Consider the following 13,196-nt stretch of genomic DNA (forward strand, 5'->3'; position numbering starts at 1 on the left):
GAAATTGATAATGCTGAGTGGACATTAACGCGGGTTGTTCATTCACTCAATGATAGTGGATATATGAGCGCATTAGAGCTTGAGGTAAAAGTTTCAGATCTAGATATGGCAGGAGAAGAAAATTAACACTGTATAAAATCACATGTTATACTGTATGCAATATTAACATCATGACGAAAGGTATATTATCATGATGAATTGTCCTCTTTGCGGTTACGCAGCTCATACCCGTAGTTCTCAGCAAGTCTCAAAAGAAACCAAAGAACGTTATAACCAGTGCCAGAATATTAATTGTGGTACAACGTTTGTGAGTCATGAATCAGTATCAAGATTTGTGGTTAAACCTAAACTTGTAGAAGCTGTAAACCCCCACCCTGATAAATATCAGCAAGCCTCTTTGTCATTATAAAAATATGCCCCTCAATATGAGGGGCAATAATGATTAACCTGCATTGACTAATTCATTAAAGAATTTATCAAAACCTTTCTTGCCACTGTCATCAAATCTCAATTCATTAAACTGGTCAGTGAAAGAGCAGCTTTCATCTATCAGATCATCAAGGTTATGTATTGGAATATATTTTTTAGTGATTTCTAATGCCTGTGGTTTAGTGATGGTTGTTGTGTACTCAGGGGAGCCTTTCAGTTTCTTACCATCAAAATCCACCAAATAAGATGTTACGGTAACTTTATCATTGGGCGTATTAATCAAGGTGCGGTAGATACCATAGATAATTGCACGTTTAGCCAATAATTCTTTTACATCAGTATGATCATCGCTAACAGCTTGAGGAGACAGTCTAATTTTTAACGGTGATTTATTGATAATCTCAAGCGAGTTATTTTCTGGGTAAAAATCACTGAAATATTCCATAGCATCGCTTGCTGTTGCATATGTATGATTTTGTTTTGTGCAGTCATTTTTAGCCAAAAGATAATTAGCGGAATAGGCAAGATTCGAAAATGCACATGATAGGAACGTGAAAGCTACGAGTTTTTTAGTTGAACGTGAAAAGAAGTTAGTCATTACATGCCCTCAATTAAATTGGACTTAAATTAAAGTCTGGTTTTGAGGATAAGTAAAGCCCCTCATGAAGAGGGGCTAAAGCTAAAGGTGGGTTACATCGTGGATGAGATGTGGATGTCGTCTTATAAATCCATTTATAAAACAGTAAATTAGAAGCAAAAAAAAGCCCCCTTCATAGGGATCTGAAGGGGGAGCTAAATGAATAAAGAATGGTTTAATTCGAGATCAAAGATAAAGGATTTTAGATATTGATACTTAGGTTTTTGTGCAGTTTGAAATGCGTTTTACCTACAATAATCCAAAATCGCATTTATCGTTAAATATCTTATTGACGATAACCCGCTTTAATTTGTTCTAAGATATTTTTGTATGTCTCTGCCTGCTTATCGTCTTCCATTGAAGCCACTTCACGTTGCATTTTGATCAGGATTTTACCTGCATCGGCTTGACCAATAGCTTTAAGCATGTGAGTTACTAAATTTTTTAAACAAGTCACTTCATCAGCTAAGGTATTTACGTCTGGCTCTGTTGGAAAATGGGTTTTCATTTATGAATTCCTGTAAGGATAAAAAGTAATTTGCAGATTGTAGCATAGAAGAAACAAATCTGTCGCTTTTCAAACTAGGGGGATATAGGAAGGTAAATGAATTATCCTGCTATGTGGGCATTGAGTGATTATGAGGATTTTCAATCCTTTAAAGATGAATGACTAGTGTGATATTATTCACAAAAATGAACTAAAGGCTATTATTGGCCTTAATTATCATCAATAGGGTGTAGTAAACCATGTCCCAGGTTTCCATAACCACAGCGTGGATACGTGTATTAGCACTTTCCGTTGCTGCTTTTGTCTTTAATACGACCGAATTTGTTCCTGTAGCATTACTCAGTGATATTGCAGAAAGCTTCCACATGACGGTTGCCCACACAGGGTTGATGATCACCATCTATGCATGGGTTGTTGCCGTTATGTCCTTACCTTTAATGTTATTGACGGGCAAGTTTGAGAGGCGAAAGTTATTGGGGATCCTATTTATTATATTTATCCTCAGTCATATTCTGTGCGGGATAGCATGGAGCTTTGAAGTATTGATTATCGCTCGTGTTGGCATTGCATTATCACATGCTATTTTTTGGTCCATTACCGCTTCATTAGCAATCCGTGTTGCACCATCGGGTAAGAAGGCTCAAGCATTGGGCTTATTAGCGACGGGAACGGCACTTGCTACGGTATTGGGGTTACCTCTAGGCAGAGTGATAGGGCAATGGATGGGATGGCGAGTCACATTCTTGTGCATTGGTGTGCTTGCTTTATTTACTATGATTGTGCTCTTACGTTTTTTACCGCGTTTGCCAAGCGAACATTCTGGCTCCTTAAAAAGCTTACCTATTATTTTTAAACGTCCCGCATTAGTCGGTGTATTTGTATTGATTACAGTAGTTATTACGGCACATTTTACGGCGTACAGTTATATTGAGCCTTTTATTCGTGATGTCGCTTTACAGAGTCAAAACTTTGCTACTCTACTATTATTGATTTTTGGTGGCGCGGGTATTTTTGGTAGTGTGTTATTTAGTCGCTACAGTAGCCGTTTTACGCTCACATTCTTACCTGCATCGATTGTCTTACTCACGATTTGTTTGGCTCTGTTTATGCCATTAAGTGGCAACGTTTGGACCATTGTCGGTATTTCTATTTTTTGGGGAATTGCCATTATGTGCATTAGTCTGGGTATTCAAGTCAAGGTTCTTGATTTGGCGCCTGATGCGACGGATGTGGCTATGTCTATTTTCTCTGGATTATTCAATATAGGTATTGGTGCGGGCGCGTTATTAGGCAATCAAGTTATTACACATATGGGTATGACTAACATTGGTTATGTGGGGGCGGTCATCAGTATCTTGGCTCTCACTTGGTGTTTGTTTATCTATATACGTTATAGGACGGTATTTAGTGGCAAACAAGTGTTAGTCACCGATCATTAAGTCTATTTAATTCATTTTGCACTGTATTAATTAAACGTTAGTAGGGTGCTTTTTATTGTGTTAAATTTCTGCAAAATTTTAGATTGATGAATAAATAAAGGTGAATAATGAAAGGACTAGGATTCTTATTAATGTCTATTGTTGCGGAAGTGATTGCCACTACTACATTAAAAGCCTCCGACGGTTTTAGTCGATTCTGGCCCTCATTAATTGTGGTTATTGGTTACGCTATTTCGTTTTGGGGATTATCACAAGTTGTTAAAGTGATGCCATTAGGGATTGCGTATGCTATCTGGTCAGGATTAGGGATTGTCTTGGTTTCTGTGGCTGCGATCTATATTTATAACCAAAAACTCGATTTACCAGCAATTATTGGTATGCTATTAATTATCGTCGGCGTTTTAATCATCAATCTGTTTTCAAAAAGTGGTACTCACTAATGAGGCAAAACAGAGTTTGATATTATTGGAGAAAAGAATGAAAAGGAAAAATCACACTCTGTTAAAAACGGTGATTACGGTGGGAGCGACTACAATGATGGCGATTTTATTGACCGCGTGTAGTAACTCAGAATCGCAAAAAATGACACGGGCTGAAAATTCAGGTGCTCGTTATGCGCAGCAAGTCGTAAATTTAGGACCAGAAGCTCAAGAAGCTTGTGTTTCTGCGGGTGGTTTGCCTTCATTAAACTTAGAGTTGAATGGTGAGAAAACGCCAGTCTGCCAATTTGCCAATGGTCGACGTTGTGCGGTGACGGCGATCCGTAGTGGAGCCTGCATATAAATCAGTGATGAATAGTCCATCAATTAATGAAACGATGGACTATTTATTAAGTGTTATTTTTTGGTAGGGAAAAATAGACTAATAGTGACAATAATACCCACGAGTAAGTAAGCTGCAAAAATACCAATTAGCCACTGTGGCATATCTAAACCTAAAAATGCCCATTGTCTTACAGCACAATCACCGGTCGCTTCAAATACCGATGGAACCCACTCTTGAAGAGGTAGCCAATCAGGGAAGTTGACAAAAAAATCACAAGAAGCAAATGGTGATGGGTACAGCTGTAGCATGGTATGTTCCCATGAAAGCTCTAAGCCTCTCCATGCAGCATACAACCATATACCGATAGCAATCACTTTAACGAGTGTATTTTTAGGTGCAATTGCACCAATTAAGCCTGCCGCAATAATACCCATCAATGCAACGCGTTCATAAATACACATAACACAAGGTTGTAACTTCATAATATGCTGAAAATACAGGGCTGCACACTCAAGCATAAAGGCAGTAAATGCCATGAGTAGCCAAGCAGATCGTCCCTGTGAACAGTAATTAAAAAATCTGAACATAAATAAAATCCCTTAATCAGTGATGCTCCATTTTGCCTTTATCTGAATGATAAAAAAAGCGACAAAATGAGAATAAAATAATAATAGATTAAATTTTACGTTTTATTACAAAAAAGCCGCATTATAAAGAGCCCCCCAGTAATTGGTTGTCCAACTATGGGGGGGCATTTCATTATCATGCGGCTTAAAATAGATGAGTAGATAGGTACTATTAGCGTGGTATGGTGATTAGCCCTATACTTTCCATCCAGTCAGTAGCTGGAATTAACCAAAGTTCTACACCTAATAAACCTGCAATGGTCATCACGATGGTATATGGCAAAGCCATCCATACCATCCGCCCATAAGATAAGCGAATCAATGGCGCTAATGCTGAAGTTAATAGGAACAAGAATGCCGCTTGACCATTTGGTGTCGCTACAGAAGGTAAGTTGGTTCCTGTATTGATTGCTACCGCAAGATGTTGATATTGCTCCATCGAGACTAAGCCTTCATTAGCCGCTTTCATCGCTTCAGTAATATACACCGTTCCTACGAAGACGTTATCAGATACAGCGGATAATAATCCGTTAAATAGATAAAATAATGAAAGCTGTGATGACTCTGAGGATTGAAGTACAAACTGGATAAATGGCGTGAAAAGCTGCTGATCAATGATCACGGCGACAACGCTGAAAAAGACAGTAAGTAGCGCGGTAAATGGTAGCGCTTCTTCAAATGCTTTACCTAAAGCATGTTCTTCGGTGATCCCGCAAAAAGCGGTAGCCATAATAATGACAGAAAGACCAATCAAGCCTACATCCGCCAAATGGAATGCTAAAGCGACAATAAGCCAGATACCAATTATCCCTTGAATGATAAGTTGAGCCTGCTCTTTTTTTGTGCGCTTAGCACTCATTTTTTTATCATGCTCAGTGAGTACTTGGCGAACGGTTTCGGGTAATTCAGCCCCATAACCGAACAGCTTAAATTTTTCGACTAAGAAACAGACTATTAAGCCACAGAAAAAGACAGGGATAGTGACGGGAGCCATACGCAGATAAAAAGTAATAAAATCCCAATCTACATGCTTAGCTATGATGAGGTTTTGAGGTTCTCCCACCATGGTCATGACTCCACCCAGAGCCGTACCGATCCCTGCATGCATCATGAGGCTACGTAAAAAGGCTCTAAATTGCTCTAAAGTTTGTTTTTTCTCAGCGGTATCAATGAAGCTGTCATTTTGCAAATCAGTATTACTGTGCTGACGAGACGCATATTGATGATAGATGGAATAAAAACCAATTGAAACGCTAATTACCACTGCAATGACCGTTAATGCATCTAAAAATGCAGATAAAAACGCACTTGCTAAGCAAAATGATAGCGAGAGAATTCGTTTAGAACGTACGTTTATCAGTAGTTTTGTGAATACAAACAGCAAAAGCTGTTTCATGAAATAGATACCTGCCACCATGAAGATCAATAGCAAGATAACTTCAAGATTATTACTAATTTCATGAGAAATTTGCTTTGGGGTGGTCATGCCAATCAGTACAGCTTCAATGGCTAATAAACCACCAGGTTGAAGCGGATAGCATTTTAAAGCCATGGCTAATGTGAATATGAATTCAACGACTAACAACCAACCGGCAATAAATGGGTTAATAAAATAAAATACAATTGGGTTTATTATTAAAAACAATATGATAACAAGTTTGAACCAATCAGGAGAGTTTCCTAAGAAATTTTTCAAAAATGCTCTTTTTAGACTAAAATCCATTATGATTTATGAACCTCTTTTACTGGTGTTGTGTGACTACACGTTACATACTACTCTTATCTTTTACATAAATTAAGCTTATTCGCTAATAGATAATGCATTAATTATATGAGGTTTTTACGATTAGCCAATGGTTTATTGGAAAGCTAACTATCTCAGATAGTGACAATCTGATATGATTTCTCACAGCCCGTCTAAAAATGTTTGGAATAATAAAAATATGGTTATTAAAGCTCAAAGTCCGGCAGGTTTCGCGGAAGAGTATATTATTGAAAGTATCTGGAACAACCGCTTTCCACCAGGATCAATTTTACCGGCTGAGCGCGAGCTATCTGAGCTAATCGGTGTTACACGAACGACGTTGCGAGAAGTTTTACAGCGTTTAGCTCGTGATGGGTGGCTAACTATCCAGCATGGTAAACCGACTAAAGTGAATAACTATTGGGAGACTTCAGGATTAAATATTCTTGAAACACTTGCCAAACTCGACCATGACAGAGTACCTCAATTAATTGATAATTTACTGGCGGTTCGTACCAATATTGCCGCGATTTTTATCCGTACTGCATTTCGTAATAACCCAGAAGAGTCATTAGAAGTGTTAGCGGGTAAGGATAAAGTAGAAGATAATTCGGATGCATTTAGTGACTTAGATTACAATATTTTCCGTGGTCTAGCATTTGCATCAGGTAACCCTATCTATGGGCTGATCATTAATGGTCTGAGAGGCTTATATACCCGTGTTGGTCGTTACTATTTTTCTAATCCAGAAGCCCGTCGTTTAGCCCTTAGCTTTTACCAGCAGCTGAGCAATTTATGCCGTGAGCAAGCTTATGACCGCATTATGGACTGCGTTAGAAATTATGGTAAGGATAGTGGGGCAATTTGGCATAATATGCAAAGTGCTATGCCATCAGACCTAGCTAAAAATATCTAAACCGAATAATAGTTATCCGTTCTTTTTGTAAGCCAGTGCTAAATAAGCACTGGCTTTTTTATTATTATGATTGGCTTAAATCATCCATATGGTATTTTTTGGTTTTAAATATTGTAATTTTAATTATTTTTGGATGTTAATTCTTCACTGTGTTGGCTTTCGATATTTGGCGATAAAAAAGTTATTCAGGATATTCTATTGAATTTTAAATATAAAACTCTGTTTAATTTATATCACACGTATAACAATAAAAAGAAAATTAAAAGTAACCAATTGATATATAAGGCAAATGAAAAGATTAGGCTATTTTTTGATTGGAATAAAATAGCGAAAGACGAATGAGAATGGAATTTTTGTGGGTTATTTAACTTTTTTGTTAAAAATGTTAATCAACTGTATTGGAAAATAAAAACTAGAATATTATTCTAATCATTAAATACATTTGGTTCTAGAGAGGCTCTATGAAAGTTCTCATTTTAGGTGCGGGTGTTATTGGTGTCACGACAGCATGGTATTTAGCGCAAGAAGGTCATGAAGTGCTAGTGGTTGATAGACAAATGGATGTTGCGGAAGAAACCAGTGCGGGTAACGCAGGGCAAATATCTCCAGGCTATGCAACTCCATGGGGGGCTCCAGGCATTCCGTTAAAAGCAGTCAAATGGATGTTTGAAAAGCATGCTCCTCTAGCGATAAAGCCTGATGGTAGTCTATTTCAGCTTCGTTGGATGTGGCAAATGCTGAAAAATTGCGATATGCAGCATTACACCATGAACAAGAGCCGAATGGTGAGAATTGCTGAGTATAGCCGTGATTGTATTAGGCAGCTTAGGGCGGATACTGGGATCAGTTATGAAGGACGGGAAGGTGGAACGTTACAACTGTTTAGAACTACCAAGCAGTTTGATAATGCTGCAAATGATATCGCAATACTTCAGCAAGAAGGTGTTCCTTATGAGTTACTCTCCGCGGAACAATTAGTGACAGCAGAGCCTGCATTAAAGTTTGTACAGCATAAACTGACAGGAGGATTGCGTTTACCTAATGATGAAACCGGAGATTGTCAGCAATTTACGAAAAAACTCGCTAAAATGGCACAATTAGCGGGGGTTAAATTTAGGTTTGGTTGCCATGTGGAAAATATTTTAACGGATAATAAACGTATCAGCGGTATTCAAATCGATGGAGAAACCTTAGTCGCAGACCGCTACGTTGTTGCTATGGGCTCATACTCTACCGCAATCCTACAGTCATTAGTAAAAATCCCCGTTTATCCCCTTAAAGGCTATTCACTCACCATGCCAATTGTTGACGAAGCACATGCGCCAGTTTCTACCGTTCTTGATGAAACTTATAAAATAGCGGTGACGCGATTTGACGATCGTATCCGTGTTGGTGGAATGGCTGAAGTCGTTGGTTTTAATCTTGATATATTGAAAAAACGCTGTGATACCTTAAAAATGGTGGTACAAGATTTGTATCATGGCGGCGGAGATATCAGTCAGGCTCAGTTTTGGACAGGATTACGCCCTATGACGCCGGATGGTACACCTATCGTCGGCCCGACTGCCTATAGCAATCTATATTTAAATACAGGGCATGGGACATTAGGGTGGACTATGGCGTGTGGTTCAGGGAAACTGCTTGCCGATTTAATCTCTGGAAACACCCCAGATATTGCTGCTGATGATCTATCTATTTTTAGATATATCGATGGTTTTAATACTCAATTGGTAACAAATAATCATTTATCGCCAGCGCGTTAATTGAGCGGTTGAAAATAATTAAATAGTAAGGAAGAGCGATGCCTCGCCCAATTCGTGCGGTTATTCATTTACAAAGTTTAGAACATAATCTATCCGTGATTCGACAGAATATTGGGGCAGCAAAGATTTGGTCAGTACTTAAAGCAGATGCTTATGGGCATGGCATTCATCGGGTTTGGCGTGGGCTGAAAAATACGGATGGATTTGCTGTTCTCGATTTACATGAAGCTATTTTATTACGTGAAGAAGGGTGGGAAGGTCCTATATTGTTGCTGGAAGGTTTTTTCCAACAGGAAGATTTGCAGGTTATTGACCAGTATCAGCTGACAACGAGCGTTCATAGTCACTGGCAATTAACTGCGATTGAGCAAGCGACTCTCCATCAGCCATTATCCGTTTATATTAAGCTAAATAGTGGGATGAATCGTTTAGGATTTACTACGGAAGAATATGTGAGCGTTGTATCCAAATTACAAAGTATGGCGAATGTCAAAAATGTGACGTTAATGAGCCACTTTGCTAACTCAGATATACCTTCTGGAATAGATCAACCATTGCAGAAAATTATGCAATTTGATGGCTTGCATTTGAATACGTGTATCGCTAACTCAGGTGCTGTTTTATGGCACAAAAATACGCATTATGATTGGGTCAGAGCTGGAATAGTGCTGTATGGTGCTTCACCTAGCGGTAAATGGTCGGATATTGAAAAGTATAATTTGCAAGCTGCAATGTCTTTGCAATCAGAAATTATTGCTATTCATGAAATTCAAGCTGGTGAGTCAATAGGCTACGGTAGTAAGTTTACTACGACTAAACCGATGCATATCGCAACAGTAGCCTGTGGTTATGCGGATGGTTATCCACGACATGCCCCATCAGGTACACCCGTATGGTGCAATGGAATGCGTTGTTCATTATTAGGGGCTGTTTCTATGGATATGTTAACCATTGATATCAGTGATTGCCCGGATGCTAAATTAGGCTCTCTCGTTGAATTATGGGGACAAAATATCCCTGTAGATGACGTAGCTGAAGCAGCAGGTACAATCGGTTACGAATTATTATGCGCTCTTGCAAGGCGCGTCCCCATTGATTTTTAATCATAATTTATTATATAGATGGGTTATTAATTTGTAATCATTAATGAGAAAGATAGACAATTCACTGAATTTAGCTTTAAATGTGATGTATACAGCGAATTTGCGGTAAGCTTTCCGCGTAACACATAATTTTTGTCAAACCATCTAAAATTTTTAGGCTTAATTTAATATGTCCAAAACAATTAAAGTAACCACACTTGCTCTTGTTCTGAGTGCAATGTCTAGTGCTGCTATGGCAGGAACTTGGTCTGTTGGTGCATCTGTATTAGCACAAGCAACGCCGTATAAAGGAATTAAGTCCAGCGATTATTTAACGCCAGTTCCGATGGTTAACTATGAAAGTGAGGATTTTTACTTTCGTACCTTAGCGGTTGGATACTATTTATGGAACGACAAAGTCGATCAAATTTCTATCGATGCTTATTATTACCCTCAATTCTTCAAACCAAAAGAAAATGATAACGAATCCATGCGTAAACTGGATCGCCGTCGTGATACGGTGATGGGTGGATTTACCTATAAGCACAATGCGGACTGGGGTACATTAAGATTTATTGGTTCTGGTGATATGCTTGGCGTCAGTAAAGGTTTACGTGGTGAAGCCGCTTATTTATATTCATTCAAAAGCAATGGTTGGGCATTAACCCCAGGTATTGGTATTAAATGGGATAGCGAAAAGCAAAACCGTTATGAATACGGAGTTAGTTCTAAAGAATCGAGAAATAGCGGTTTAGCACGCTATCAGCCGGGCTCTAGTTGGACTCCATATGTTGAGTTATCAGGTAACTACCGTTTTGCTGATAATTGGACATTATTTGCGATGGGGCGTGTTGATAAATTATCAAACGAAGTGAAAGATAGCCCAATGGTTAACAAATCATATTCTGCAATTTTGTGGAGTGGTGTGACTTACACTTTCTAAGTTACGTTTAACAACGTTTCTTAAAATAAACCCCAATATGATTTTTCATTTTGGGGTTTTGTTTTTAGTCTTGGGGTCTATTTTCGCGACAAACCATCACTAAAGATAAACGTGCCGGATTTTGATCTTCTGATTTCATGGGATTGTGGATGCGGGCAGTTTCTACGCATACCATCTGTTTATAGCCATTATTTGGCATATCTTGCATACTGCAAGAGAGTTCCGCCCATGGATTCCAGCAAACGACATCACTATGATGATAATGGTGGAGTTCAATCGTTCTTTCCCAGCCATCATCGCGTAATAAGCTGTATTCCTCAGGTTCAGTATAGATACGGTCTACATGCTTATTGAATTTTAGTGGCTCTGAAGCATAAATTTCTCTGTCAGCAACTTTATCAATATAGTGCCCACCTAAGCCATACACAGTCGCTTTTTGAATATCACTAATATTGAAATAACTGTGTAAAGCTGCTGTCGCTTCAAAGTCACCATGGCTTTCTAACTCTAATTCACAAGTTTCCCCGAGCTTCATGCGTAAAATTAACGTAAATGCATGAGGCCACAGCTTACGAGTCGACTCGCTATCAGATAGCGTAAAGGTGAGGATCACGCCACAGTCATGTTCATTATGAGCGGTGAACTGCCAAGGTGAAATTCGAGCAAAGCCATGGCTAGGGCTACTTACAGGACCAAACCATGGCCAGCAAATTGGGATCCCGCCTCGAATTGCAATACCTTCTTGAAAGGCACTTTCTGGGCTTAGCCAAAGGCACGGTTTTTGACCTGAAGGTTGCCAATCAATTAATTGAGCTCCTTGCAAGCTGACAGCGCCGCGTACTTTCGGATGAGAAATAACAATAAGGGGTAATTCCCCAAGTTGGCGTTGGGTAATGTAAGGAGAAAGTTGCTTAATGACAGGTAAAGCAAAAATTTTATCATGCATAGTCTTGCGCCTGTAGTAATTGGTCTGTAGTCATGGCGATAGCTCAGTGGCTAGAGATAACAATATAACAAACTCACGATACTGCAAGTTGCATACAATTGAAGCTCTACACGCATCTTGGAGTATGTTGAGTCAGACTTCAATGGATACAAAAGAGCCGCCAAAAGGCGGCTCAGTCACACTAATAGCTTAACATTTCTTATTTAGAGATGTGAGCAATCAGGTCAAGAACTTTGTTAGAATAACCAGTTTCGTTGTCATACCAAGAAACCAGTTTAACAAAGTTGTCGTTCAGCGCGATACCTGCTTTAGCATCGAATACTGAAGTCAGTTTTTCGCCGTTGAAATCGGTAGATACAACATCATCTTCAGTGTAGCCCAGAACGCCTTTCAGTTCGCCTTCAGCTGCTTCTTTAATAGAATCACAGATTTGTGCGTAAGTTGCTGGTTTAGCCAGACGTACAGTCAGGTCAACAACAGAAACGTTTGGAGTTGGAACACGGAAAGACATACCAGTCAATTTACCGTTCAGCTCAGGAATAACTTTACCAACTGCTTTAGCCGCACCAGTTGAAGATGGGATGATGTTTTGAGAAGCACCACGACCACCACGCCAGTCTTTGTGAGAAGGACCATCAACAGTTTTTTGAGTAGCTGTCGTTGCGTGAACTGTTGTCATCAGACCTTCAACAATACCGAATTTGTCGTTGATAACTTTAGCCAGTGGAGCCAAGCAGTTAGTTGTGCAAGATGCGTTAGAAACGATTTCTTGACCTGCGTAAGCTTTATGGTTAACACCCATAACGAACATTGGGGTGTCATCTTTAGAAGGACCAGTTAATACAACTTTTTTCGCGCCTGCTTCGATGTGTTTACGAGCAGTTTCGTCAGTTAGGAAGATACCTGTTGCTTCAGCAACAACATCAACACCGACTTCGTTCCACTTCAGGTTTGCAGGATCTCTTTCGGCTGTAACACGGATTTTTTTACCGTTAACAACCAAGTGACCATCTTTAACTTCAACAGTACCGTTGAAACGGCCGTGAGTTGAGTCATATTTCAGCATGTAAGCCATGTATTCTGCGTCGAGCAGGTCGTTGATAGCAACGATTTCGATGTCAGAACGCTCTTGTGCAGCACGGAAAACGATACGGCCAATACGACCAAAACCATTAATACCTACTTTGATAGTCATAGTATTTCCACCAGCTATTTATTCGTGAATTAAGTTGTAGTTAAAGTTACCAAAACCTTGCCAGCCGTCAAGCGGAATCGTGTCAATTATTGAAAAAAATCAATTCTGAAACCACTATCTGCATATTTGTCAGACACTTCAGCAGCAAATCTAGTCGCACGTATTATCGGGATTGTTCAGCATAATGAAACCATCCATCAGTG

General features: G+C 39.2%; 14 protein-coding genes. 8 read left to right on the forward strand and 6 right to left on the reverse strand.

The window, feature by feature from the left end:
• Nucleotides 1-190: 190 nt before the first annotated feature.
• Nucleotides 191-409, forward strand: coding sequence for an ogr/Delta-like zinc finger family protein (locus PROVRUST_RS01275; RefSeq protein WP_006812856.1), 219 nt, complete (start codon nucleotides 191-193; stop codon nucleotides 407-409).
• Between the two features lie 33 nt (nucleotides 410-442).
• On the opposite strand, the gene PROVRUST_RS01280 is transcribed toward PROVRUST_RS01275, so the two are convergent.
• Together PROVRUST_RS01280 and PROVRUST_RS01285 are read right to left on the reverse strand one after the other, a co-directional pair.
• Complete coding sequence (locus PROVRUST_RS01280; protein WP_006812857.1) at nucleotides 443-1,027, reverse strand: hypothetical protein; 585 nt, start codon at nucleotides 1,025-1,027, stop codon at nucleotides 443-445.
• Nucleotides 1,028-1,352: 325 nt separating this feature from the next.
• Nucleotides 1,353-1,574, reverse strand: coding sequence for a DUF2594 family protein (locus tag PROVRUST_RS01285; protein WP_006812858.1), 222 nt, complete (start codon nucleotides 1,572-1,574; stop codon nucleotides 1,353-1,355).
• A gap of 239 nt (nucleotides 1,575-1,813) precedes the next feature.
• On the opposite strand from PROVRUST_RS01285, the gene PROVRUST_RS01290 reads away from it, so the two are divergent.
• The 3 genes from PROVRUST_RS01290 (at nucleotide 1,814) to PROVRUST_RS01300 (ending at nucleotide 3,796) form a co-directional block, all read left to right on the forward strand.
• Nucleotides 1,814-3,013 carry a sugar transporter gene (locus PROVRUST_RS01290; protein ID WP_006812859.1) on the forward strand — a complete coding sequence of 400 codons (1,200 nt, stop codon included), beginning with the start codon at nucleotides 1,814-1,816 and terminating at the stop codon, nucleotides 3,011-3,013.
• A 107-nt stretch (nucleotides 3,014-3,120) separates the two neighbouring features.
• Nucleotides 3,121-3,453: a DMT family transporter gene (locus PROVRUST_RS01295; RefSeq protein ID WP_006812860.1), complete on the forward strand. Its 333-nt coding sequence runs from the start codon at nucleotides 3,121-3,123 to the stop codon at nucleotides 3,451-3,453.
• Nucleotides 3,454-3,490: 37 nt separating this feature from the next.
• Complete coding sequence (locus tag PROVRUST_RS01300; RefSeq protein WP_039854021.1) at nucleotides 3,491-3,796, forward strand: DUF333 domain-containing protein; 306 nt, start codon at nucleotides 3,491-3,493, stop codon at nucleotides 3,794-3,796.
• 53 nt (nucleotides 3,797-3,849) lie between these two features.
• Here PROVRUST_RS01300 and dsbB read toward each other — a convergent pair whose 3' ends face one another.
• Nucleotides 3,850-4,365 (reverse strand): disulfide bond formation protein DsbB, encoded by a 516-nt coding sequence (gene dsbB / locus PROVRUST_RS01305; protein WP_039854022.1) that lies wholly within the window; start codon nucleotides 4,363-4,365, stop codon nucleotides 3,850-3,852.
• Between the two features lie 211 nt (nucleotides 4,366-4,576).
• A complete protein-coding gene (gene nhaB, locus PROVRUST_RS01310; protein WP_006812863.1) occupies nucleotides 4,577-6,127 on the reverse strand; it encodes a sodium/proton antiporter NhaB in 1,551 nt (516 codons plus the stop codon).
• A gap of 220 nt (nucleotides 6,128-6,347) precedes the next feature.
• On the opposite strand from nhaB, the gene fadR reads away from it, so the two are divergent.
• The 4 genes from fadR to PROVRUST_RS01330 all read left to right on the forward strand — a co-directional run bounded on the left by fadR (nucleotide 6,348) and on the right by PROVRUST_RS01330 (nucleotide 10,852).
• Nucleotides 6,348-7,064, forward strand: a complete 717-nt coding sequence (fadR, locus tag PROVRUST_RS01315) for a fatty acid metabolism transcriptional regulator FadR (RefSeq protein WP_039854370.1) — start codon at nucleotides 6,348-6,350, stop codon at nucleotides 7,062-7,064.
• Between the two features lie 461 nt (nucleotides 7,065-7,525).
• On the forward strand, nucleotides 7,526-8,827 hold the full coding sequence (locus PROVRUST_RS01320; protein ID WP_006812866.1) for a D-amino acid dehydrogenase: 1,302 nt from the start codon (nucleotides 7,526-7,528) through the stop codon (nucleotides 8,825-8,827).
• 38 nt (nucleotides 8,828-8,865) lie between these two features.
• The gene (gene alr / locus PROVRUST_RS01325; protein ID WP_006812867.1) at nucleotides 8,866-9,930 is read left to right on the forward strand and encodes an alanine racemase; all 1,065 of its coding nucleotides are present in this window, start codon (nucleotides 8,866-8,868) and stop codon (nucleotides 9,928-9,930) included.
• A 169-nt stretch (nucleotides 9,931-10,099) separates the two neighbouring features.
• Complete coding sequence (locus PROVRUST_RS01330) at nucleotides 10,100-10,852, forward strand: MipA/OmpV family protein (RefSeq protein ID WP_006812868.1); 753 nt, start codon at nucleotides 10,100-10,102, stop codon at nucleotides 10,850-10,852.
• 64 nt (nucleotides 10,853-10,916) lie between these two features.
• On the opposite strand, the gene PROVRUST_RS01335 is transcribed toward PROVRUST_RS01330, so the two are convergent.
• Nucleotides 10,917-11,798, reverse strand: coding sequence for a D-hexose-6-phosphate mutarotase (locus PROVRUST_RS01335; protein WP_006812869.1), 882 nt, complete (start codon nucleotides 11,796-11,798; stop codon nucleotides 10,917-10,919).
• Between the two features lie 199 nt (nucleotides 11,799-11,997).
• A complete protein-coding gene (gene gapA / locus PROVRUST_RS01340) occupies nucleotides 11,998-12,993 on the reverse strand; it encodes a glyceraldehyde-3-phosphate dehydrogenase (RefSeq protein WP_006812870.1) in 996 nt (331 codons plus the stop codon).
• Nucleotides 12,994-13,196 lie beyond the last annotated feature (203 nt).

Source organism: Providencia rustigianii DSM 4541, from assembly GCF_000156395.1.
Classification (GTDB): Bacteria; Pseudomonadota; Gammaproteobacteria; order Enterobacterales; family Enterobacteriaceae; genus Providencia; species Providencia rustigianii.

Coding starts and splice junctions, on each gene's coding strand:
- PROVRUST_RS01300 (WP_039854021.1), top strand. CDS start 3,491: ATGAAAAGGAAAAATCACACTCTGTTAAAAACGGTGATTACGGTGGGA.
- gapA (WP_006812870.1), bottom strand. CDS start 12,993: ATGACTATCAAAGTAGGTATTAATGGTTTTGGTCGTATTGGCCGTATC.
- dsbB (WP_039854022.1), bottom strand. CDS start 4,365: ATGTTCAGATTTTTTAATTACTGTTCACAGGGACGATCTGCTTGGCTA.
- fadR (WP_039854370.1), top strand. CDS start 6,348: ATGGTTATTAAAGCTCAAAGTCCGGCAGGTTTCGCGGAAGAGTATATT.
- PROVRUST_RS01320 (WP_006812866.1), top strand. CDS start 7,526: ATGAAAGTTCTCATTTTAGGTGCGGGTGTTATTGGTGTCACGACAGCA.
- PROVRUST_RS01280 (WP_006812857.1), bottom strand. CDS start 1,027: ATGACTAACTTCTTTTCACGTTCAACTAAAAAACTCGTAGCTTTCACG.
- PROVRUST_RS01335 (WP_006812869.1), bottom strand. CDS start 11,798: ATGCATGATAAAATTTTTGCTTTACCTGTCATTAAGCAACTTTCTCCT.
- PROVRUST_RS01295 (WP_006812860.1), top strand. CDS start 3,121: ATGAAAGGACTAGGATTCTTATTAATGTCTATTGTTGCGGAAGTGATT.
- alr (WP_006812867.1), top strand. CDS start 8,866: ATGCCTCGCCCAATTCGTGCGGTTATTCATTTACAAAGTTTAGAACAT.
- PROVRUST_RS01330 (WP_006812868.1), top strand. CDS start 10,100: ATGTCCAAAACAATTAAAGTAACCACACTTGCTCTTGTTCTGAGTGCA.
- PROVRUST_RS01285 (WP_006812858.1), bottom strand. CDS start 1,574: ATGAAAACCCATTTTCCAACAGAGCCAGACGTAAATACCTTAGCTGAT.
- PROVRUST_RS01275 (WP_006812856.1), top strand. CDS start 191: ATGATGAATTGTCCTCTTTGCGGTTACGCAGCTCATACCCGTAGTTCT.
- nhaB (WP_006812863.1), bottom strand. CDS start 6,127: ATGGATTTTAGTCTAAAAAGAGCATTTTTGAAAAATTTCTTAGGAAAC.
- PROVRUST_RS01290 (WP_006812859.1), top strand. CDS start 1,814: ATGTCCCAGGTTTCCATAACCACAGCGTGGATACGTGTATTAGCACTT.